The 20,992-nt window shown below is 68.4% G+C and carries 19 protein-coding genes; 6 read left to right on the top strand and 13 right to left on the bottom strand.

Features of this window, described 5'->3' with window-relative positions; genetic code table 11:
* Positions 1-40: 40 nt before the first annotated feature.
* The 12 genes from rsmH to dapF all read right to left on the bottom strand — a co-directional run bounded on the left by rsmH (position 41) and on the right by dapF (position 12,790).
* Entirely contained in the window at positions 41-967 is a 927-nt protein-coding gene (rsmH, locus tag AC07PV_RS12355) for a 16S rRNA (cytosine(1402)-N(4))-methyltransferase RsmH (protein ID WP_218293290.1), read from the bottom strand.
* A gap of 8 nt (positions 968-975) precedes the next feature.
* The gene (gene mraZ / locus AC07PV_RS12350; RefSeq protein ID WP_218293289.1) at positions 976-1,404 is read right to left on the bottom strand and encodes a division/cell wall cluster transcriptional repressor MraZ; all 429 of its coding nucleotides are present in this window, start codon (positions 1,402-1,404) and stop codon (positions 976-978) included.
* Positions 1,405-1,659: 255 nt separating this feature from the next.
* On the bottom strand, positions 1,660-2,985 hold the full coding sequence (gene hslU, locus AC07PV_RS12345) for an ATP-dependent protease ATPase subunit HslU (RefSeq protein ID WP_494630386.1): 1,326 nt from the start codon (positions 2,983-2,985) through the stop codon (positions 1,660-1,662).
* A 116-nt stretch (positions 2,986-3,101) separates the two neighbouring features.
* Positions 3,102-3,668: an ATP-dependent protease subunit HslV gene (gene hslV / locus AC07PV_RS12340; RefSeq protein ID WP_218293287.1), complete on the bottom strand. Its 567-nt coding sequence runs from the start codon at positions 3,666-3,668 to the stop codon at positions 3,102-3,104.
* 245 nt (positions 3,669-3,913) lie between these two features.
* Complete coding sequence (locus tag AC07PV_RS12335; RefSeq protein WP_492254629.1) at positions 3,914-5,683, bottom strand: STAS domain-containing protein; 1,770 nt, start codon at positions 5,681-5,683, stop codon at positions 3,914-3,916.
* 39 nt (positions 5,684-5,722) lie between these two features.
* The gene (dksA, locus tag AC07PV_RS12330; RefSeq protein WP_218293285.1) at positions 5,723-6,523 is read right to left on the bottom strand and encodes an RNA polymerase-binding protein DksA; all 801 of its coding nucleotides are present in this window, start codon (positions 6,521-6,523) and stop codon (positions 5,723-5,725) included.
* 181 nt (positions 6,524-6,704) lie between these two features.
* Complete coding sequence (locus AC07PV_RS12325) at positions 6,705-7,766, bottom strand: CobW family GTP-binding protein (RefSeq protein ID WP_369641423.1); 1,062 nt, start codon at positions 7,764-7,766, stop codon at positions 6,705-6,707.
* 114 nt (positions 7,767-7,880) lie between these two features.
* On the bottom strand, positions 7,881-9,116 hold the full coding sequence (locus tag AC07PV_RS12320) for a class I SAM-dependent rRNA methyltransferase (protein WP_494630383.1): 1,236 nt from the start codon (positions 9,114-9,116) through the stop codon (positions 7,881-7,883).
* Positions 9,117-9,210: 94 nt separating this feature from the next.
* On the bottom strand, positions 9,211-9,882 hold the full coding sequence (gene lepB, locus AC07PV_RS12315; RefSeq protein ID WP_494630381.1) for a signal peptidase I: 672 nt from the start codon (positions 9,880-9,882) through the stop codon (positions 9,211-9,213).
* A 243-nt stretch (positions 9,883-10,125) separates the two neighbouring features.
* Positions 10,126-11,094 (bottom strand): tyrosine recombinase XerC, encoded by a 969-nt coding sequence (locus AC07PV_RS12310; protein ID WP_494630551.1) that lies wholly within the window; start codon positions 11,092-11,094, stop codon positions 10,126-10,128.
* A gap of 128 nt (positions 11,095-11,222) precedes the next feature.
* Positions 11,223-11,912, bottom strand: a complete 690-nt coding sequence (locus tag AC07PV_RS12305; protein WP_218293281.1) for a DUF484 family protein — start codon at positions 11,910-11,912, stop codon at positions 11,223-11,225.
* Complete coding sequence (dapF, locus tag AC07PV_RS12300) at positions 11,909-12,790, bottom strand: diaminopimelate epimerase (protein WP_494630380.1); 882 nt, start codon at positions 12,788-12,790, stop codon at positions 11,909-11,911. The genes AC07PV_RS12305 and dapF overlap by 4 nt, the downstream gene beginning before the upstream one ends.
* 190 nt (positions 12,791-12,980) lie before the next feature.
* Here dapF and AC07PV_RS12295 point away from each other — a divergent pair, with 190 nt between their 5' ends.
* Positions 12,981-13,685, top strand: a complete 705-nt coding sequence (locus AC07PV_RS12295; protein ID WP_494630378.1) for a glutathione S-transferase N-terminal domain-containing protein — start codon at positions 12,981-12,983, stop codon at positions 13,683-13,685.
* Positions 13,686-13,717: 32 nt separating this feature from the next.
* On the opposite strand, the gene AC07PV_RS12290 is transcribed toward AC07PV_RS12295, so the two are convergent.
* Complete coding sequence (locus AC07PV_RS12290; RefSeq protein ID WP_218293278.1) at positions 13,718-14,602, bottom strand: LysR family transcriptional regulator; 885 nt, start codon at positions 14,600-14,602, stop codon at positions 13,718-13,720.
* A 105-nt stretch (positions 14,603-14,707) separates the two neighbouring features.
* On the opposite strand from AC07PV_RS12290, the gene AC07PV_RS12285 reads away from it, so the two are divergent.
* The 5 genes from AC07PV_RS12285 to AC07PV_RS12265 all read left to right on the top strand — a co-directional run bounded on the left by AC07PV_RS12285 (position 14,708) and on the right by AC07PV_RS12265 (position 20,964).
* Complete coding sequence (locus tag AC07PV_RS12285; RefSeq protein ID WP_494630376.1) at positions 14,708-15,910, top strand: MFS transporter; 1,203 nt, start codon at positions 14,708-14,710, stop codon at positions 15,908-15,910.
* Positions 15,911-15,973: 63 nt separating this feature from the next.
* The gene (gene dkgB, locus AC07PV_RS12280) at positions 15,974-16,789 is read left to right on the top strand and encodes a 2,5-didehydrogluconate reductase DkgB (protein ID WP_494630374.1); all 816 of its coding nucleotides are present in this window, start codon (positions 15,974-15,976) and stop codon (positions 16,787-16,789) included.
* A 47-nt stretch (positions 16,790-16,836) separates the two neighbouring features.
* Positions 16,837-18,498, top strand: a complete 1,662-nt coding sequence (locus AC07PV_RS12275) for an MBL fold metallo-hydrolase (RefSeq protein ID WP_494630372.1) — start codon at positions 16,837-16,839, stop codon at positions 18,496-18,498.
* A gap of 157 nt (positions 18,499-18,655) precedes the next feature.
* Positions 18,656-19,441, top strand: coding sequence for an rRNA pseudouridine synthase (locus AC07PV_RS12270; protein WP_369641414.1), 786 nt, complete (start codon positions 18,656-18,658; stop codon positions 19,439-19,441).
* 254 nt (positions 19,442-19,695) lie between these two features.
* On the top strand, positions 19,696-20,964 hold the full coding sequence (locus AC07PV_RS12265) for a YjgN family protein (protein ID WP_494630370.1): 1,269 nt from the start codon (positions 19,696-19,698) through the stop codon (positions 20,962-20,964).
* The last annotated feature ends 28 nt before the right edge of the window (positions 20,965-20,992 follow it).

Below are 20,992 nucleotides of genomic sequence, written 5' to 3'. Positions count from 1 at the left end.
CTGGAGGGGGAAGGCGCGAAGCGACTCGGGCGGCGCTTCATCACTGCACCTCGGTGCGCTCGGCCACGCGCATGATGGCGCTGCGCGAACGGGGGTTGGCCGCCACTTCGGCGGCACCGGGCTTGATGCGGTCCAGGGCCACGAGCTTCATGGCCTGGGGCGCGGCAAAGGGCGCACGGCGGTCGTAGACCTCCTTGGAGTGTTTGGCGATGAACTGCTTGACGATGCGGTCTTCGAGCGAATGGAAGCTGATCACCACCAGCCGCCCGCCCGGCTGCAGCACCGAGAGGCTGGCCTCTAGCGCCTGTTGCAGCTCTTCAAGCTCGGCGTTGATGAAAATCCGAAGAGCTTGAAATGTGCGCGTTGCAGGGTTCTGGCCCGCTTCGCGGGTTTTGACCGCGCCAGCCACGAGGTCGGCCAGTTCGGCGGTGGTTGCAAGAGGACCCCGTTCTTCGCGCCGAGCAACAATCGCCTTTGCAATGGGGCCAGCAAACCGTTCTTCACCGTAGTCACGTATCACCTCCGCAATCTGACCGACTTCGGCCGTGGCCAACCAATCGGCCACGCTTTCGCCGCGCGTGGTGTCCATGCGCATGTCCAGCGGGCCGTCAAAACGGAAACTGAAGCCCCGCTCGGGGCTGTCGATCTGGGGCGAGCTCACGCCCAGGTCCATCAGCACGCCCGCCGCACTGGCGGGCGGAAGGTCGGCCAGATGGCGAAAACCCTCGTGCCGAATGGAAAAACGCGCATCGGTGATGCGCGTTGCTTCGGCAATGGCTTCGGGGTCCTTGTCAAAGGCGACAAGGCGCCCCTGCGGCCCCAGGCGAAGCAGGATGAGGCGCGAATGCCCCCCGCGCCCGAAGGTCGCGTCCACCCAGGTGCCCGCGGGCGTGGCGCCGGCGCCGCCCAGCAGGGCATCCACGGCTTCTTCGAGCAGGACGGTGGTGTGTTGCAAGGAGGATGTCACCGCGCGCCTTAGAAGGAGAAGTCCTTGAAGACATCCGGCATCTCGCCCTGCATGGCCTTGGCCTCCTGCTCGTCGTAGGTGGCCTTGTCCCAGAGTTCGAAATGGTTGCCCATGCCCAGCAGCATGGTGTCCTTGGAGATACCGGCCGCCTCGCGCAGCTCGGGCGAAACCAGCACGCGGCCCGTGGCGTCCATCTCCACATCCATGGCATTGCCCAGGAAGATGCGTTTCCACCACTGGGCGGACATGGGCAGCTGGGCGATGCGCTCGCGGAACTTCTCCCACTCCGGGCGGGGGAAGACCATGAGGCAGCCGTGCGGGTGCTTGGTGATGGTGAGCTGGCCAGATGCCGTGGCCGCGAGGACGTCACGATGCCGGGTCGGCACGGACAGCCGACCCTTCGCATCGAGACTCAGCGACGAAGCACCTTGAAACACGGACGGATTTCCCAACTCGGTTTTTGCGCCTCGCCGGTCCGTGCAATGGACCTGGAGGGCACTTTTCACCACTTAATTGCACTTTTTTGCACTGTAGCAGGAAAAGCACACCGAACAAGGGGGTGTCCAACAAACTTTTGCAATGAAATCAACGACTTAGGCGCGACTTTGTAGGCACAGGAAAGCCAAAAGTCGTTGAAAAAGAAGCACTTAGAGAGGCCTATGAAAGTGACCTCTCAAGGCTTGACCGAGTGGTCACAGGATGTAGCGCGACAGGTCCTCGTCCTGGCTCAGCGTCTGCAGGCGGGCGTCCACGTAGGCGGCGTCCACGGTGACCGTCTGGCCCGACAGGCGCGTGGCATCAAAACTCACCTCGTCCAGCAGGCGCTCCATGACGGTGGACAGGCGGCGCGCGCCGATGTTTTCGGTGCGTTCGTTCACCTCGAACGCGATGTGCGCCAGGCGCGTGATCCCCTCGGGCGCGAACTCGAGCGTGACGCCCTCGGTCGCCAGCAGGGCCTGGTACTGCTTGACCAGGGAGGCATGGGTCTGCGTGAGGATGGCCTCGAAGTCCTTCACCGACAGGGATTCCAGCTCGACCCGGATCGGGAAACGCCCCTGCAGCTCGGGAATGAGGTCGCTGGGCCTGGACAGGTGAAAGGCACCGGAGGCGATGAACAGGATGTGGTCCGTCTTGATCATCCCGTACTTGGTGGACACGGTCGTGCCCTCCACCAGCGGCAGCAGGTCGCGCTGCACGCCCTGGCGCGACACGTCGGCGCCGCTGGTCTCCTGGCGGGCGGCCACCTTGTCGATCTCGTCGATGAAGACGATGCCGTTCTGCTCGGCATTGGCGACGGCCCGGGCCTTGATCTCGTCCTCGTTGACGAGTTTGCCAGCCTCTTCGTCGTTGAGCAGCTTCAGGGCCTCGGCGATCCTGAGCTTGCGCGTCTTGCGCTTGTCCTGCCCCATCTGGCTGAACATGCCGCGCAGCTGCTCGGTCATTTCCTCCATGCCCTGGGGCCCCATGATCTCCAGCTGGGGGCGGCCCTCGGCCACGTCGATCTCGATCTCCTTGTCGTCCAGGGCGCCTTCGCGCAGCTTCTTGCGAAACACCTGCCGCGCCGTGTTGTCCGCCGCGGGCTCGCTGCCTGCCGCGGCCCGGGCCGGCGGGATCAGCACGTCGAGGATGCGCTCCTCGGCCGCATCTTCGGCGCGGGTGCGCACCTTCTTCATCTCGGACTCGCGGGTCTGCTTCACCGCCATTTCGGCGAGATCGCGGATGATGGAATCCACATCCTTGCCCACGTAGCCCACCTCGGTGAACTTGGTGGCCTCGACCTTGATGAAGGGCGCGTCGGCCAGCCGGGCCAGGCGGCGCGCGATCTCGGTCTTGCCCACGCCGGTGGGGCCGATCATGAGGATGTTCTTGGGCGTGATCTCCTGGCGCAGGCTGCCCTCGACCTGCTGGCGGCGCCAGCGGTTGCGCAGCGCGATGGCGACCGCGCGCTTGGCGCTGGCCTGGCCCACGATGTGGTGGTCGAGTTCGGAGACGATTTCCTGGGGGGTCATGGACGACATACAGGTCTTCCTGGTATCAAATGAGGCTCCAGCGCATGATCAACAAGCGCCAACAGCTATAAAAAACAGAGCAAACCGCTCCGGGGCATCCCCGGGGGCAGGACCATCCCGCGCGCTCAGAGCGTCTCGATGGTGTGGTTCATGTTGGTGTAGATGCACAGCTCGCCGGCGATTTCGAGCGATTTCTTGACGATGTCCTGCGCGGACAAATCGGTGTTCACCAGCAGCGCCTTGGCGGCCGAGTGCGCATAGGCGCCGCCCGAGCCAATGGCCACGATGCCCTGCTCTGGTTCGAGCACATCGCCGTTGCCCGTGATGATGAGCGACGCGCTCGCATCGGCCACCGCCAGCATGGCTTCCAGGCGGCGCAGCACGCGGTCGGTGCGCCAGTCCTTGGTGAGCTCGATGGCCGCGCGCGTGAGGTGGCCCTGGTGCTTTTCGAGCTTGGCCTCGAAACGCTCGAACAGCGTGAAGGCATCGGCCGTGGCCCCCGCGAAGCCCGCGAGCACCTTGCCATGGTAGAGCTTGCGCACCTTGCGGGCCGTGCCCTTGACCACGATGTTGCCCAGGGTGACCTGGCCGTCGCCGCCAATGGCCACTTGGATGCCTGCCGGGGTCTCGCGGCGCACGCTCAGGATGGTGGTGCCGTGGAACACCGGGGATTGGTTTGGTGATGAGTCCATAGCAGCCGCAGATGGGGACAGGCCCCCATTTTGCAAGCACACCGCCACCACGGGCGCTGCGCGCGGCCAGCGGACGCCTTCGAACGGGCCTGGCCCGGCCGCCAGCGTCGTCCGCCTTCCCGCGCGCCGCGCGGCAGAAGGGGCGGAGGCCGCGGTTCCAGGCATGCCTGCCCGGGCAGGGCGGTTCCGAAGAGCCGCCGTCTCTGGCGGCCGCACCGAGCGGAGCAGCCGGCCAGGGCGTGGCCCTAGTTCTTGCGGGGCACCACCCAGGCGTGCTCGTTGATGCCGATCACATTGAAGAAGATGGCCACCAGCCGCTGCAGGTTGTGAAACTGGATCACATGGCCCTGGCCCTGCTGCTCGGCCGCCCAGTTGAGCACCGAGCCCGCGGCGGCAAAGTCCACGCGGATGAGCTTGTCGCACGCAATGGTGAGCGGCACGCCGGGCCGCAGGAGGGCCTGGAAGGGCTCCAGCAGCGGCGTGGCATCGCCGTCGATGTGGCCGCTGAGCTGGGCCACGGGCCCCGTCTCCGCGGGCGCGGGCACCGACTCGCCCAGGTCGGACGCCATGAAGTCGCTGTCCACCGACAGCGGCGCGGCCCCGGAAGACACGCCCTCGTTGTCTGAATATCCGCAGCGCGGCGATACCCAGGAGGGCGGCGACACCTCGTAGGTCACGCAGTAATCGAGCGCGACCAGTTCGAACTCGTCGGGCTTGCCCATGAGCCGCAGCGCCGCCATGCGCAGGCGCCACCACTCAGGGCTGGTGGCACGGTCTCCGGACTGGGTCTTGGCGTCGAGCAGCGCATTGAGCTTTTCGACCCCCGAAAACACCAGTTGCCCGTCACGCTCGGCCCACTGGGTGAACTGGTCGGCCAGCAAAGGCACCGCGGCTTCGTCGATGGCGGCCAGGCGCGTCCAGGACAGCGTCCAGGGGGATGCGGCGCGGGCCAGGGAGGCCTGCAGCGCGGCGACGGACGACACCGCCAGGGAGGCCGGGGCATTCCAGCTGAAATCGCGGCGCACCGCGCCGGCCGGCGCGGCGCCCGTGGCACCGGGCGCCGCCGCGGCGGGAGCCGGCGCCATGCCCAGCTGCTGCGGCATGGAGAACCACAGCGGCGCCGAACGGCTGTACTGTGCGGCGAAGTCGATGGCCAGGGTGTCGAACCGGTCGTGCTGACCGGTTGCGCGGTACAGGTCGAAGAGCGTCATCCAGATTTCGAGTTGCTCTTCGGGATCATCCTGCTGGTGCTGGGCCAGCACGTCGAGCAGGCCGGACTCTGCCCCCGCGTGGTCGCCATTGGCGAACCGGATGGCGGCTTCTTCTAGATCGGGTTCGTGCACGAATTCCTCCGGTTCGGATGCCGGCGCTGGCGTTGCCGCTGTAGCCGCCGCAGGGCTGAAGGACGCTTCGCCCGGGCCTGGGCCCGCGAGCATTTGCGCATCGGTGCCGCCAAACCGGCCAATCGCCATGCTGTCATCGGCAAACAGCGGCTGGACACCGGCGGCCTGGTTGTTGTTGTCGCCCAGCGGCGCAGGCAGGCTGCCGGGCGCGGTGGGCGCGTAGGCCCTGGCGTGCGCGGAATCCGTCGTTGCCGCGCTGGGGGGCTCGGGCATGACGCCCGGCTGGGTGGGCGCCTCGGCCCCTTGCTTGCTCTTCCACCACTGCTGCGACATCTGCGCCTCGATCTCGTCGATCTTCTTGAGCGTCACGGCGCGTTCGTCGGGCGACGCCATGCTGCTCTGGAAGAACGACGGCCTGGCGGTGGGGTCCTCGGTGCGCTGCCCCTGCAGCACCTCGCGCTGGCGCAGCTTGCGCAGCTGATCGAACTCGCGGCGCCGCACGAAATCGTTGCGGCGCTTGCGCTCGATCATCTCCTTGAGCATCTGCTTGCTGTACTGGCTCTCCCGGTCATTCTGCGCGGAGTCCAGCTCCGTCCAGTTGACCGTGGGATTGCGCACAAACCGCACCACCTTCGAAAGCAGTCCGCCAGGGGTGGTTTCTTCCTTGCTCATGGCTCAGGGCGCGCGTGGGGATCAGGCCGGGCGGCCAGGTCAATCACCAAACATCTTCTGCTTGAGTTCGCGGCGCTGCTGCGCCTCCAGCGACAGCGTGGCCGTCGGGCGGGCGATCAGGCGGCCCACGCCGATGGGTTCGCCGGTCTCATCGCAGTACCCATAGTCGCCCGCGTCGATGCGGGCAATGGACTGCTCGATCTTCTTGAGCAGCTTGCGCTCGCGGTCGCGGGTGCGCAGCTCCAGGGCATGCTCTTCCTCGATCGTGGCGCGGTCGGCGGGATCGGGCACGACGACGGTGTCTTCGCGCAGGTGCTCGGTGGTTTCGCCGGCGCTGTTGTGGATGTCCTGCTTGAGCTGCACGAGCTTCAGGCGGAAGAACGCCATCTGCTTGTCGTTCATGTACTCGCTGTCAGGCATGGCCATGACTTCGGCGTCGGTCAGCTCGGCGGCGGACTTGGTCTTCCAGTTGTTCGCCAGCTTGGGGTCTTTTTTGGCAGCCGTATAGGTGGGCTGCGCTTGCACGGTCGTGGGCATGGTATGTAGATAACTGGCTTTGGCAGCGGTCGAAGCCACTGTCTGTGCCATGGATGGTACGGTCAATTGGGCCAATCGGGAAGAAGGCCGGGTTGTGCGCACGGGTACCTGCGAACCGGCCTGCAGCACGGGTGCTGGAGCGGGAGTCGCCACGGCCGCCGGGCTGGCGGCGACCTTGGGTGCTGCAGCCGGCTTGGCGGCGGCCTTCGCGCCAGCCTTGGTTGCCGCAGGGGCGGCGGCGGTTTTCGCCGCGGCAGGGGTTGCCTTGGTGGCCCCCTTGGATTTGCTGGTGTCGGCTTTCACTTCCTGGTCTCCTCGCAATACGGGCGGGCCCCAGCCGCATTCGCAGCCAAGGGCGGGTGGCAAGCCTTCCGGGGTTTTACCGGGGCGCGATTGTATCGACCTGGGCTGACGCAAACGGAAACGTTGCAGATACAACACAAACCAGCCGCCAACCCCCTGCCCTCGGGCCGCCCCGCCGGGGTCAGACCAGGCTCTGCTCCAGCCCCTGCAGAAAGATGTCCTTGGGCAGGTCGATGCCAATGAAGACCATCTTACTGGTGCGCGGCTCGCCTTCGGCCCACTGGGGGCCCAGGTCGCTGCCCATGAGCTGGTGCACGCCCTGGAAGATCACCTTGCGCTCGGTGCCCTTCATGTTCAGGACGCCCTTGTAGCGCAGCATGCGCGGGCCATAAATGTTGACAATCGCCCCGAGAAAATCCTCCAGCTTGGCCGGATCGAACGGCCGCTCGGAGCGGAAGACGAAGCTTTTCACGTCGTCATCGTGGTGATGGTGATGGCCGTGCCCGTGGTCGTGCTGGTGCGAGGGGTGGCTGCAGTGCTCGCCATGCTCGTGGTCATGGTCGTGGTGGTCATGGCCGTCGCCCTCTTCCTTGAGGAACTCGGGGTCGATGTCCAGCTTGGCATTGAGGTTGAAGCCCCGCAGGTCCAGCACTTCCGACAGCGGCACCTCGCCGAAATGCACTGCCTTGATGGGCGCGCGCGGGTTCATGTGCTTCAGGCGATGGATCAGCGCGTCGGTTTCCTCGGCGCTGACCAGATCGGTCTTGGACAAAAAGATCTGGTCGGCAAAGCCCACCTGGCGGCGCGCTTCCTGGCGGTCGTTGAGCTGCTGGGGCGCGTGCTTGGCGTCCACCAGCGTGATGATGGAATCGATGAGGTAGGTCTCGGCGATCTCCTCGTCCATGAAGAAGGTCTGCGCGACGGGGCCGGGGTCGGCCACGCCGGTGGTCTCGATGACGATGCGGTCGAACTCCAGCAGGTTCTTGCGCTTCTTGGCGGCCAGCAGCTGCAGCGTCTCGCGCAGGTCTTCGCGGATGGTGCAGCAGATGCAGCCGTTGCTCATCTGCACGATCTGCTCCTTGGACTCGGTCACGAGGATGTCGTTGTCGATGTTCTCTTCGCCGAATTCGTTCTCGATCACGGCGATCTTCTGGCCGTGGGCTTCGGAGAGCAGGCGCTTGAGCAAGGTGGTCTTGCCCGAGCCCAGGAAGCCGGTGAGGATGGTGACGGGGATCAATGCCATGTTTCTTGTCCTTCAAGGGATGAACCCATGCGCTGCACCCGGCACTGCGGGCCGGGTGTGCGTGGCGCAAGGGGTTGTTTTCAGTGTACCGACGCTGTCAAGCCCTTGCCGCGCTCAGCCCTTGCGCATCACCACCAGCCCCTTGAGGTACTCGCCTTCGGGGAATTCCAGGGTCATCGGGTGGTCGGGCGCGCCGCCCAGGCGCTCCAGGATGAAGCCGTCCACGCCCGCGTCGGCGCCCGCAGATGCCACGATCTTGTGGAACAGGTCGGCGCTGATGCCGCCCGAGCACGAGAAGGTGAACAGCACGCCGCCCGGCGTGAGCAGCTGCAGCGCCAGGCGGTTGATGTCCTTGTACGCGCGTGCAGCGCGCTCGGCGTGGGCCGCCGTGGGCGCGAACTTCGGCGGGTCGAGCACGATGGCGTCGAAGCGCCGGCCTTCCTTGAGGAACTGGCGCAGCGAGGCGTTCACGTCCGCGTCCAGGAAGCTCGCGTGGTTCAGGTCGAACCCGTTGAGCGCCACATGGGCGCGGGCGCGCTCCAGGGCGGGGCCGGAGGAGTCGATGGACGTCACATGCCCGTCCGCCGATGCGCCGCTGGCGCGCATGCCGGCCAGCGCGGCCACGCTGAAGCCGCCGGTGTAGCAAAAGCAGTTGAGCACGTCCTTGAAGCCCAGGCGCTGCGCGTAGTCGGCAAAACGCTTGCGGCTGTCGCGCTGGTCCAGGTAGAAGCCGGTCTTGTGGCCTTCGGCGATGTTCAGCGTCAGGTTCCACTGGTGTTCGTGGATGGTGAGCTCGAGCGGCGGGCCTTCGCCGGCGCCCGGCGCGCCCGTGGGGCCGCCGCGCAGCCAGCCGGTGGCGGGCGGGAGGCCTTCGAGCGAGCGCACGCTGGCGTCCGAGCGTTCATAGAGCTTGGCCAGGCCCGTCTCGCGCAGCAGGGCATCGGCGATCACGTCCTTCCAGCGCTCGGTCCCGGCGCTGGTGAACTGCGCCACCAGGGTGTCGCCGTAGCGGTCCACGATGAGGCCCGGCAGGCCGTCGGACTCGCCGTGCACTAGGCGCACACCGTCGCTTTGTACATCAAAACGGGCTCTGGCGATGATGGATCGTGCGCAAGCAGCTATTAAAAAAGGAGCATCGATGCGCTGCGCCTCGTCAAAGCTCCACACCCGCGCGCGGATGCGCGAGCTGGGGCTGAACGCCGCCCAGGCCAGGAACTGGCCCTCGTGCGACTCCACGCGCACGGTCTCGCCGCTGTCGCCGCCGCCCTTGGCGATGGCCGATTCAAAGATCCAGGGGTGGCGGCGCAAGAGCGAGCGCTCTTTGCCAGGGCGAAGGCGAAGGGTTTTCATGATGGGGCGATTGTCGCGTGAATGCGCCCCGCCGCCGGCCAGTGCTGCAGGGCGCTGGCCGTGCCGCCCCGCACTTGCTGACGGCCTGCCCGCGTCAGAGCGGGTGGCCGATGCGCCCGATGCGCGGCGCCCAGTTCTCCAGGATGTCGGCCGACACCAGCACGCGCCGCGCCTGGCCGATGAGCAGGTGGCGCGGGACGAAGCCGATGTAGCGGGAGTCCGCGCTGTTGTCGCGGTTGTCGCCCAGCACCAGGTACTGGCCCTCGGGCACCGTCACCGGGCCGAAGCTGCGGTGCGCGGTCACACCCTGCAGCCACTGCACCCGGCGCTCGTGGCCCTGCAGGTGCTCCGTCCAGCGGGTGGCGGGCACCTGCGCGCCCAGCTCAGCCAGGTGTTCGGTCACCGCCTCGGGCGCGTCGTAGCGCGCGGCCTCGCCGTTGAGGTACAGCACCTCGTCGCGCATCTCCACCGTGTCGCCCGGCAGCGCCGCGATGCGCTTGATGAGCCGCGTGCCATCGCGCGGCGACGAGAACGTGACCACATCGCCCCGCGCGGGCTCGCCCAGGCGCGCCAGCACCACATCGGTGAGCGGCAGCTTCAGGTCATAGGCCAGCCGGTTGACGAACACCACGTCCCCTTCGAGCAGCGTGGGCCGCATGGACCCCGAAGGAATCGGATTCCAGTCCGCCACCGCCGTGCGAAAGATGCCGAAGCACAGCAGCAGCACGAGGAACCCACGGTTCGATTTGATCCATTTCAGCAGCATGGCGAGACACTCCAAGGCGCCCTACAGCAAGCACCCCTTGCTCGGATGCACGGCGTCACATCTTGGTTCCGTGGCACCGGCCCACGAGACCGGCCGCAGCCCACCGGCATGCCCGATCAGCGCCAGAAGCCGTCCACACGCCACCAACGCCCGCAGCGCGCACCGCCCCCACCAGTGCACCCGTGGAACCGGCTTTGCCAGGCCACCGGGTGCGTCCCCCTCCGGGGGAAGGCGCGCAGCGCCTCAGGGGGGCTTCTTTCTCGCCCGAGGATGCGCCGCGTCATACACCTTGGCCAGGTGCTGGAAATCCAGCCGCGTGTAGACCTGCGTGGTGGTGATGTTGGCGTGGCCCAGCAGCTCCTGCACCGCGCGCAGGTCGCCGCTGCTTTGCAGCAGGTGGCTGGCGAACGAGTGGCGCAGCATGTGCGGGTGCACCGGCGTGGTCAGCCCCGCCTGCTGGCTGCGCTGGCGCAGGCGCAGCCAGATCGACTGCGCCGTGAGCCGCTTGCCGCGCTGGCCGACGAACAGTGCGGTGTCAAGCCGCGCTGATCCTTCACCGCCGAAGGGCGTGGCCCGCAGTAGCAACCAAGCCTGCAGCGCCGCCGTGGCCGCGCGCCCCACGGGCACGCTGCGGCGCTTGCTGCCCTTGCCGAACACATGGGCCTCGCCGGCCTGCAGGTCCACCCAGCCCCGGCCCAGGCGCTGGGTGTCGGCGTTGGGGATGGCGTCGAGCCCCGCGAGTTCGCCCACGCGCAGGCCGCAGCCATACAGCAGCTCCACCATGGCCGCATCGCGCGCCTCCAGCCAGGGGTCGGCGCCGGTGTTGTCGAATTCGGCCAGCCGCACGGCGTCGTCCACACCCAGCGCCTTGGGCAGGGGCTTGGGCGCCTTGGGGGCGCGCAGGTCCTGCACCGGGTTGTGCGGGATCAGCCCCTGCCGCCCCGCCCAGATGAAGAACCCGCGCCAGCCCGAGAGGATGAGCGCAATCCCCCGCCCGCTGCGCCCGCCGCTGTGCATCTGCGCCACAAAACGGCGGATGTGCGCGGTCTGCAGCTGCAGCAGGGGCACGCTGACCCCCGCCGCAAACTGCGCGAGCTTTTCAAGGTCCAGGGTGTAGAGCGTGAGCGTGCGCGCCGCCAGCCGCTTTTCGACGCGCACATGCTCCAGGTAACGCAGGACGTGCGGGTCCGGGGGAGTCTGTGTGGCCAGCATGTCGGACACGGGGCATTACCCAGGCAACTGGCGCGCCCCAAGGCCAGCGCCACCGTGGAACCGGCTTTGCCGGGCCGGGGGTGGCGTCCCCCCGCAGGGGGGAAGCGGCGCAGCCGCACAGGGGGGCATCACTTCAGCCGCAGCAGGGCGGCACTGGCGAGTTCTGCCATGCGCGACAGAAATTCCGTGCCCATCGTGGCATCAAACCGCTGGGGGTCTTGCGAGCCCAGCACCAGCAGGCCGAACGCGGGCGTGGCGCTGTCGATGGCGCCTTCGCGCAGCGGCAGCAGGGCCAGCGACTGGGCGGGTTCGCCCGCCTCGGCCGCGAGCCAGCCTGCGGGCTCGAACCCCAGGTTGGGGCCGCAGAACGGCATGGTCAGCGACGAGGCAAACGCGCGGGCGTCTTCGCTGGCGCCCTGGGTGAAGTCGGCATCGATGTACGGCGCGGCCACCTCCCACACGCGCACCGCGGCCTGGGGCACGTCGAACAGGGTGCGCACGCCATCGACCACCGCCTGCGGCAGGTCGAACGGGTCGCGCACCTGCAGCAGCGCGCTCGTCCACTGGTGCACCTTGTGGGCGATGGCGGCGTTTTCGGTGCTGTTGCGCACCATTTCCATGATGCGCTGCTCCAGGCCCTTGATCTTCTCGCGCAGCATCTCGGCCTGGCGCTCCTGCAGGCTCACGGCGCGCGCGCCGTGGGGGCTGGTGATCTGCACGCTGGCCAGCACCTCGGCATGGCGTTCGAAGAAGCCCGGCGTGTTGGTGAGGAACTGGGCGATGTCGTCTTCGGTGATCGGGGGGATGTGGGACGTCATAGGAGGGTGTCAGGAATGTCGATCCGGCCTTCGAACACCGTGGTGGCGGGGCCGGTCATGAAAACGGAATCGGCCTCCTGGCCGCTCCAGGCGATGGTGAGGCGGCCGCCGCGCGTGTCCACATGCACCTCGTTGTCGAGCAGGCCCAGGCGGATGCCGGCCGCCACGGCCGCGCAGGCCCCCGAGCCGCAGGCCAGGGTTTCGCCCACGCCGCGCTCGAACACGCGCAGCCGCACATGGGCGCAGTCCACGATCTGCAAAAAGCCTGCATTCACGCGCTGCGGAAAACGCGCATGGCGCTCGACCAGGGGGCCCGCTTCCAGCACCGGGGCGGTGTCCACGTTGTCCACCAGCTGCACGGCGTGCGGGTTGCCCATGGAGACAACTGCTACCAAAACAGTAGCTGTCAGCGCTTTACCATCCAGCGCCAGCGGCCATTTTTGTCCTGAACCTTGTGCCACGGCGGTCAAACCACTGGCATCAAACGGCACCCGGGCGGGCTCGAACTGCGGTCGGCCCATGTCCACGGTGACGCGGCCATCGGGGGTGAGGCGGGGGGCGATCACGCCGCTTTTGGTCTGCACCCGCAGGGTGTCCTTGCCCGACAGGCCCTTGTCGTGCACAAAGCGCGCGAAGCAGCGGGCGCCGTTGCCACACTGCTCCACCTCGCCGCCATCGGCGTTGTGGATCACGTATTCGAAGTCGATACCGTCCGCTGGCGAAGGCCGCACCGTGAGGATCTGGTCGGCCCCCACACCGAAGTGGCGGTCGGCGAGGAAACGGTATTGGGCGGCGCCGAGCCCCAGGCGGCCCCGGGTTTCGTCGAGCACCACGAAATCGTTGCCCGCGCCCTGCATTTTGGTAAAGGGAATCTGCATGGCCGGATTATCGTCGGTGGGCCGGCGTGCGCGGCACCCCGCCCGGGGCAACTTGTGACAGAACCCCCACCCCGCCAATGAACCCCGGCCTGCACCGGTTTTTCCGCCGGTTTAGGCTGTGCCGTGTGGCGGCCCGCCCGCGCGCCGGCCGCCGCCTCCCCAACCCCCCCATTCGCCAACGAGGACCCGCATGCCCGATCTCGCCAGTTTTCCCATTACCCGCAAATGGCCCGCCCGGCACCCGGAGCGCATCCAGCTGTACTCGCTGCCCACGCCCAACGGCGTGAAGGTGTCGATCGCGCTGGAAGAGCTGGGCCTGCCCTACGAACCGCACCTGGTGAGCTTCGAGACCAGCGACCAGACCTCGCCCGAGTTCCTGTCGCTCAATCCCAACAACAAGATCCCGGCCATCCTGGACCCGAACGGGCCCGATGGAAAGCCCCTGGCGCTGTTCGAGTCCGGCGCCATCCTGGTGTACCTGGCGAGCAAGACCGGCCAGCTGATCCCGCAGGACACGGCCGGGCGTTACGAGGCCCTGCAGTGGGTGATGTGGCAGATGGGCGGCGTGGGCCCGATGTTCGGCCAGCTCGGTTTCTTCCACAAGTTCGCGGGCAAGGACTACGAGGACAAGCGCCCGCGCGACCGCTATGTGGCGGAATCGAAGCGCCTCTTGAAGGTGCTGGACGAGCGACTGAAGGGCCGCCAATGGGTGATGGGCGAGCAGTACACCATCGCCGACATCGCCATCCTGCCCTGGGTGCGCAACCTCGTGGGCTTCTACGGCGCGGGCGATCTGGTGGAGTTCGATCAGTTCAAGGAAATAAAGCGCGTGCTGGAAGCCTTCGTGGCGCGCCCGGCCGTGGCCAGGGGGCTGAACATCCCGGCGCGCGGCTGAGCAGGCCCTGGCTGCAGGTGCCGTGGCACCGGTCAGCCCATGCGCTCCTGCAGAAAATCCAGGAAACACGCGATGCGCGCGGCCAGCTGCGTGTTGCGGTAGTACACGGCGCTCACGGGCTGGCGCACGTCCGCCGTGTCCCTGGCCAGCACCTGCACCAGATCGCCGCGCGCGCGGTCGGCGGCGGTCATGAAATCCGACAGGCACACGATGCCCGCGCCCTGCAGCGCGAGCTGGCGCAGCGTCTCGCCGCTGGACGCGGCGATCTCCGGCACGGTGGGCCACTCGTCGCCATGCGCGCCGCGCAGGGGCCAGCGGTTGAGCGATTCCGGCTGCGTGAAGCCCAGCAGGGTGTGCCGCGCCAGGTCTTCCACCGCCCGCGGCCGCCCCCGGGCGGCCAGGTAGGCCGGGCTGGCCAGCACGCGGATGCGGCTGGTGCACAGCGGGCGCGCGTGCAGGGTCGAGTCGCGCAGGTGGCCTATGCGGATGGCCACGTCGGTGCGGCGCTCGAGCAGGTCGATGTTCAGCTCGTCCGTGTCCAGCTCCAGCGTGATCTGCGGGTAGGCCGCGCGGAACGCCGGCACCAGCGGCACCACGGCGTGCAGCATGAAGGGCGTGGCCGCGTTCACGCGCAGGCGGCCCGCGGGCTGCTGGCGGCGCGCGGCCATGTGCTCCTCGGCATCGTCGATGGACGCCAGGATGGCGCGCGTGCGCAGCAGGAAGGCCTGCCCCTCCTCGGTCAGCGCGGCGCGGCGCGTGGTGCGGCGCAGCAGCGTGGTATCGAGCTTCTTCTCCAGCCGCGCCAGCGCCCGGCTGATGCCCGAGACGGTCTGCCCCAGCTGGTCGGCCGCCGCCGTGATGGAGCCGCCGTCCACCACGGCCACAAAGGCCTGCAGTTCTTCGAGCGTGGTTTTCATGGGCCTCCATTGTTGACTTCGGATCAAGTATCTATGGAGCGTAACGGTATTTTTCTGCAAGACTGAAGCGCCCACACTCCTTCCCATGTCCACAGGAGTGTTTCCATGCCCATTGCCTTGCTCGCGCTGACGCTCAGCGCTTTCGCCATCGGCACGACCGAGTTCGTGATCGTTGGCCTGCTGCCCACCGTGGCGGCCGACCTGTCCATCAGCATCCCCTCGGCGGGCCTGCTGGTCAGCCTGTACGCCCTGGGCGTCGCCGTGGGCGCGCCCGTGCTCACCGCCCTCACCGGCCGCGTGCCGCGCAAGGCGCTGCTGCTGTCGCTGATGGCGCTGTTCACCGCCGGCAACCTGCTGGCCTGGCAGGCGCCCAGCTACGAAACGCTGGTGGCCGCGCGCATCCTCACCGGGCTGGCGCACGGCGTGTTCTTCTCGATCGGCTCGACCATCGCCACCGGCCTGGTGCCGCGCGAGAAAGCCGCCAGCGCGATCGCCATCATGTTCACCGGCCTCACCGTGGCGCTGGTCACGGGCGTGCCGCTGGGCACCTTCATCGGCCAGCATTTCGGCTGGCGCGAGACCTTCCTGGCCGTGTCGGCACTGGGCGTGGTGGCCTTCATCGGCAGCGCGATCTTCGTGCCGCGCAACATCGCCCACACCCCGCCCGCCTCGCTGGTGCAGCAGGCCAGGGTGCTGGCCGAGCCGCGCCTGCTGCTGGTGTACGCCAAGACGGCCATCGGCTACGGCGGCACGTTCATCCCGTTCACCTTCCTCGCCCCCATCCTCACCGACATCGCGGGCTTCAGCGCCGGTGCCGTGGGCTGGGTGATGCTGGTGTACGGCGTCTCGGTGGCGGTGGGCAACATCTGGGGGGGCCGCCTGGCCGACCGGCTGGGGCCCATCCCCGCGCTGCGCATCATCTTCGCGCTGCTGGCCGCCGTGCTGCTGCTGCTGCAGTTCACCGCGCCCCACCCCTGGCTGGCCCTGGCCACCGTGCTGCTGTGGGGCGCCGTGGCGTTCGGCAACGTGCCCGGGCTGCAGGTGTATGTGGTCAAGCAGGCCGAGCGTTTCGCGCCCCAGGCGGTGGACGTGGCCTCGGGCCTGAACATCGCGGCGTTCAACCTGGGCATCGCCGGCGCTGCCTGGGCCGGGGGCCTGATCGTGACGCACCTGGGCCTGATGCACACGCCCTGGATCGGCGCCCTGGTGGTGCTGGTGTCCCTGGCGCTCACGCACTACAGCGGCGTGCTGGACCGGCGCAGCGGCATCCCGGTGCGCGGCAGCGGGCCGGTGCCCGTGGGGCACTGAGCAGCCCACGCCCCCTCAACCCTTTCTGTCCCACCCCTTTTTTGCTTCGTTTCAGGAATCGCCATGACTTCTTCCCCTTCCCTTCCCGCCTTCGGCCTGGGCACCTTCCGCCTCCAGGGCCAGGTCGTCATCGACTCGGTGCGCAACGCGCTCGACCTGGGCTACCGCGCCATCGACACGGCGCAGATCTACGGCAACGAGGCCGAGGTCGGCCAGGCCATCGCGGACAGCGGCGTGCCGCGCGGCGAGCTCTTCATCACCACGAAGGTCTGGACCGAGCACCTGGCGGGCGACCGGCTCGTCCAGAGCCTGAAGGACAGCCTGGCCAGGCTGCGCACCGGCCAGGTGGACCTCACGCTGATCCACTGGCCCTCGCCCGGCGGCGCCGTGCCCGTGGCCGAGTTCATGGGCGCGCTGGCCGAGGCCCAGGCCCGGGGCCTCACGCGCCTGATCGGCGTGTCGAACTTCAATACCGCCCTGCTGCGCGAAGCCATCGCGGCCGTCGGCGCCGACCGCATCGCCACGCACCAGATCGAGCTGCACCCCTACCTGCAGAACCGCGCCGTGGCGGACTTCGCGCGCAGCCAGGGCATCCACACCACCTCGTACATGACCCTGGCCTACGGCAAGGTGCTGGGCGACCCGGTGCTGGCGGACATCGCGCGGGCCCACGGCGCCACCACCGCGCAGGTGGCGCTGGCCTGGGCCATGCAGCTGGGGTATGCCGTGATTCCCTCGTCCACCCGGCGCGACAACCTGGCGAGCAACCTGAAAGCCCGGCCGCTGCGGCTGACCGGCGAGGACGTGGCACGCATCGCCGCGCTGGACCGCGGCGAACGGCTGGTGAACCCCGAAGGCCTGGCGCCCGCCTGGGACTGAACCGCCCCGCCCGTGCGGGGCGCGCCGCGCGCCTCGATAATGGCCCGATGCCCCGCACCACCCAACAACTGCACCCCCACCGCGAACCTGTTGCCACCCGCCCGGCCGCCACCGTGCTGCTGCTGCGCGATGCGCAGGGCGAACCGGGCGGACTGGAAGTCCTCATGACCCGGCGCTCGGCCACGGCCAGCTTCGCGCCCGGGGCCTACGTGTTCCCGGGCGGGGGCATCGACGCGCTGGACGCGCAGGTGCACGCCGCCGCCGACCGCCGCCCCACGCAGAGCGACCAGCACCTCACGCAGGCCATCGCCGCGATCCGCGAAAGCTTCGAGGAGCTGGGCATCCTGCTGGCCCGCCATGCCGATGGGCGCATGGCCGACGCACGGGACATCGCCGCCATCGACCGCCACCAGCCGCTGGCCGCCCAGTGCGGCGCGCGCGGCCTGCGCCTGGCGGCCGACAGCGTGTACCTGCTGGCCCACTGGACGGCCGACCGCGACCTGCCGCGCCGTTTCGACGTGCCGTTCCTCGTGGCCCGCATGCCCGAGGGCCAGGAGCCCGTGGCCGACGAAACCGAGCAGTTCGAGCCCGTGTGGGTGCGCCCGGCCGATGCGCTGGCGCGGCACGCGGCGGGGCAGTTCTTCATGATCTTTCCCACCATCCGCACGCTGCAGCGGCTCGCCCTGTTCGCCAGCGCGCAGGCGGTTCTTGACGCCCTGGCCGATGAAAAGCCGCTGTGGGTGAGCTGCCCGCGCGCCGGCACGCTGGCGGGCCAGGAGGCGCGCTACATGGAAGGCGACGCCCCCTTTGGCGAGCTGGCCCTGGTGTGCCCCGACGGCCAGATCGTGCACGCGCTCGACTGGCAGACCGACCGGCCCGTGCCGCTGCTGCGCAACGTGCAGCGCCTGACCGCGCCCAACCCCGGCGTGATGACCGGACCCGGCACCAACAGCTACCTGGTGGGCGACCCGGCCACCGGCTACATCGCCATCGACCCGGGCCCGGCCGACGCGGAGCACCTGGACAGGCTCTGGCGCGCCGCCGGCGGCGACATCCGCACGATCGTGTGCACCCACTCGCACCCCGACCACTCGCCCGGCGCCGCGCCGCTGCAAGCGATGTGCACCCGGGCCGGGCGCAGCGCCCCCCCCATCCTGGGCCTGCCATCGGCCCCCACGGCGCGCGCTGCCAGCGCATTCACGCCCGACCGCTTGCTACAAAACAATGAGCTGCTCACGCTGGAAGGACAAGCGCCAGAGGGCAAAATCACCCACACCCTGCAGGTGATCCACACCCCGGGCCACGCGGCCAACCACCTGTGCCTGCTGCTCGTGGAAGACGCCCTGCTGTTCAGCGGCGACCACATCCTCAACGGCAGCACCACCGTGGTGGACCCACCCGACGGCAACATGGCCGACTACCTCGACTCTCTGGACAAGCTCGATGCGGTCTGCGCCGCACATGGCGTGGAGTTCATCCTGCCCGCGCACGGCTATGTGCTGGGCGACGCGCGCGGCGCGATCGCCAGGCTCAAGGCCCACCGCCTGGCGCGCGAGGCCAAGGTACTGGCCGCCATGCAGGCGCTGCCCCAGGGCAGCGTGGACGACTGGGTGCAGCATGCGTATGACGACGTGCCCCCGCGCATGTGGCCCGTGGCCCAGCGCTCGCTGCTGGCGCATGTAGAGCGAATAAGAATGCTCGCCCCCTGAGTCGCCTGCGGCGCCTTCCCCCATCCGGGGGACGACGCCCTCGCTGCGGGTCGGCCTTGCTTGGCGTCCCTGGCGGAGAGAGCGCCCGCTGCACGCGCCACGAACAACAAGAGGCGTGCCCACACAATCCATCCAACAAAGAAAGCCGCCCCCACCCATGAATGACAAAAACCCTGACCCCACCCACATCCGCCTGGCCAAACGCGTGGCCGAGCAACTGAACTGCTCGCGCAGCACGGCCGAGCAATTCATCGAAGGCGGCTTTGTGAGCGTGGACGGCCAGGTGGTGGAAGCCCCGGGCGCGCGCGTGCGCCCCGGCCAGGCCGTGGCGGTGGCCAAGGACGCCAGCCTGCTGGAGCTGACCCCGGTGACCTTGCTGCTGCACAAGCCGGTGGGGTTTGAAGCCGGCCTGGGCCTGCCCGCCGGGCCAGCGGCGCACGCCAGCCGCAGCCAGGGCGCCACGGCCGCCAGCACGCTGCTGGGCGCTGCATCCCACCTGGCCGAGGACGCCTCGGGCATCCGCGTGCTGCTGCGCCATTTCAAGCAGCTCGAATGCTTCACGCCGCTGCCCACCGAGGCCAGCGGCCTGGTGGTCTACACCCAGGACAAGCGCATCGCGCGCAAGCTGGCGGAAGACATCGAGTCGCTGGAGCAGGAATGCATCGTCGAGGTGAAGGGCGATATCGCACCGAACGGGCTGCAGCGCCTGTGCCACGGCCTGTCGTTCAACGGCCGCCCGCTGCCGCCCATCAAGGTGAGCTGGCAAAGCGAGACGAAACTGCGCTTTGCGCTCAAGGGCATCCGCCCCGGCCAGATCCCGGCCATGTGCGACGCCGTGGGCCTGGCCGTGGTCGCCTTGAAGCGCATCCGCATCGGCCGCGTGCCGCTGGCCAAGGTGCCCGAGGGGCAGTGGCGCTATCTGCAGCCCTGGGAGAAGTTCTGACTCCCCCTGAGTCGCCTTTGGCGCCATCCCCCTGAGGGGGACGCACCCGGGGCCTGGCAAAGCCAGCTCCACGGGTGCGCTGGCAGAGGTGCGCCAGTTGCCGGCGGCGGGCGGGGCGGGCCGAACCATCGCCAGAACGGTTGCTACCAAAAACATAGCTATCAGCGCTTGATGGAAAGGCGCCAGAGGCCCATCTGGCTTGATTTTTTTTCCACAGACCGCTGCTACACTGCGCCACAAACAGGAGGGAGTCCATGAGCCAAGTTCCATCAGACAGAGACGGCGCCGCCGGGCCGATGTCCACGTTCATGCCGCAGAACATCGACGCGCATCCGCTCGAATTCACCGGCAGCGGCGGCGAGTATTTCCGGGTGTGGATCGTCAACGTGCTGCTGTCCATCGTCACGCTGGGCATCTACACCCCCTGGGCCCGGCGCCGCACCGCGCAGTACTTCTACAGCCACACGCTGGTGGCGGGCAGCCCCCTCGAATTCACCGCGCAGCAGCGCAAGATGGTGATGGGCTTCGTGCTGCTGGTGCTGCTCACGCTGGCCTACAACATCGCCGCCAATACCGGACAGGACGCGGCCGTGGGCGTGTTCCTGCTGACCGGCGCCGTGCTCTCGCCCCTGATCTGGGGCAGCGCCATGCGCTTTCGGCTCGGGGCCACGCGCTGGCGCGGCCTGCGCCTGCAGTTCACCGCCAGCTGGAAAGAGGTCTACATCGCCAGCTGGCCCATGTTCGCGCTGGCGCTGGTGTGGTTCGGCGTGTTCTTCGGCATGCAGGTGCTGTCGCCCGGACTGGCCGAGGCGCTCCAGGCCGCCGAGGAAGAAACCACCAAGCGGTCCCTGCCCGCCTTCACCCCCGCCATGGGCGCCCTGCTGCTGCTGGGCCTGGTGCTGACGGTGCTGTGCTTCATCCGCCTCGAATACAACTACAAGAGCCTGCTGGTGCTCAAGGCCCAGGTGGGCGCAGAAAAAGGCCGCTGGAAGCCGGTGTACATGGATTTCGTGAAGGTGTGGCTGGCCACGGTGGCCGTGTTCATCCTGTGCGTGGTCGGCATCTCGGCGCTGATCGGCATCCTGGCGGGCAGCTCCATCGCGCTGGTGGCCAGCCAGAGCGACCGCATGGGCCTGTGGCTGTTCGTGGTGATCATCGTGTCGATCGTGGCGGGCATCTTCATGCTGATCCTGGCCTCGGCCCCCGCCCGCGCGTACCGCGAGGCGCGCATGTTCCAGCTGATGTGGAACAACACCGGCGTGAGCCACGTGGCACGGTTCAAGTGCCACCTGAAGAGCGGGCGCTACGTGGGGCTGCGCATCAAGAACATGCTGCTCACCCTGCTCACGCTGGGGCTGTACCGTCCGTTTGCGCGGGTGAGCGAATACCGCATGAAATGCGACTCCGTCACCCTGCATGTCAAGGGCGGCGTGGAACAGGTGGCGGGCGCCATGGTGCGCCAGCAGCAAGGCGGCCTGGGCGATGCGCTGGCCGATGCGGCGGGCCTGGACCTGATTGGATAGCGGGTAGAGGGCATCCCCCTGAGGCGCT

It is taken from the genome of Acidovorax sp. GW821-FHT09A11 (assembly GCF_059418365.1).
This window is presented reverse-complemented; position numbering and strand designations above follow the sequence as displayed.

What these genes read in the sequence shown, in the direction of transcription:
- hslU (WP_494630386.1), bottom strand. Translation starts at nt 2,985, where the DNA reads ATGTCGTCCATGACCCCCCAGGAAATCGTCTCCGAACTCGACCACCAC.
- hslV (WP_218293287.1), bottom strand. Translation starts at nt 3,668, where the DNA reads ATGGACTCATCACCAAACCAATCCCCGGTGTTCCACGGCACCACCATC.
- AC07PV_RS12335 (WP_492254629.1), bottom strand. Translation starts at nt 5,683, where the DNA reads ATGAGCAAGGAAGAAACCACCCCTGGCGGACTGCTTTCGAAGGTGGTG.
- AC07PV_RS12325 (WP_369641423.1), bottom strand. Translation starts at nt 7,766, where the DNA reads ATGGCATTGATCCCCGTCACCATCCTCACCGGCTTCCTGGGCTCGGGC.
- AC07PV_RS12320 (WP_494630383.1), bottom strand. Translation starts at nt 9,116, where the DNA reads ATGAAAACCCTTCGCCTTCGCCCTGGCAAAGAGCGCTCGCTCTTGCGC.
- lepB (WP_494630381.1), bottom strand. Translation starts at nt 9,882, where the DNA reads ATGCTGCTGAAATGGATCAAATCGAACCGTGGGTTCCTCGTGCTGCTG.
- AC07PV_RS12310 (WP_494630551.1), bottom strand. Translation starts at nt 11,094, where the DNA reads ATGCTGGCCACACAGACTCCCCCGGACCCGCACGTCCTGCGTTACCTG.
- AC07PV_RS12305 (WP_218293281.1), bottom strand. Translation starts at nt 11,912, where the DNA reads ATGACGTCCCACATCCCCCCGATCACCGAAGACGACATCGCCCAGTTC.
- dapF (WP_494630380.1), bottom strand. Translation starts at nt 12,790, where the DNA reads ATGCAGATTCCCTTTACCAAAATGCAGGGCGCGGGCAACGATTTCGTG.
- AC07PV_RS12295 (WP_494630378.1), top strand. Translation starts at nt 12,981, where the DNA reads ATGCCCGATCTCGCCAGTTTTCCCATTACCCGCAAATGGCCCGCCCGG.
- AC07PV_RS12290 (WP_218293278.1), bottom strand. Translation starts at nt 14,602, where the DNA reads ATGAAAACCACGCTCGAAGAACTGCAGGCCTTTGTGGCCGTGGTGGAC.
- AC07PV_RS12285 (WP_494630376.1), top strand. Translation starts at nt 14,708, where the DNA reads ATGCCCATTGCCTTGCTCGCGCTGACGCTCAGCGCTTTCGCCATCGGC.
- dkgB (WP_494630374.1), top strand. Translation starts at nt 15,974, where the DNA reads ATGACTTCTTCCCCTTCCCTTCCCGCCTTCGGCCTGGGCACCTTCCGC.
- AC07PV_RS12275 (WP_494630372.1), top strand. Translation starts at nt 16,837, where the DNA reads ATGCCCCGCACCACCCAACAACTGCACCCCCACCGCGAACCTGTTGCC.
- AC07PV_RS12270 (WP_369641414.1), top strand. Translation starts at nt 18,656, where the DNA reads ATGAATGACAAAAACCCTGACCCCACCCACATCCGCCTGGCCAAACGC.
- AC07PV_RS12265 (WP_494630370.1), top strand. Translation starts at nt 19,696, where the DNA reads ATGAGCCAAGTTCCATCAGACAGAGACGGCGCCGCCGGGCCGATGTCC.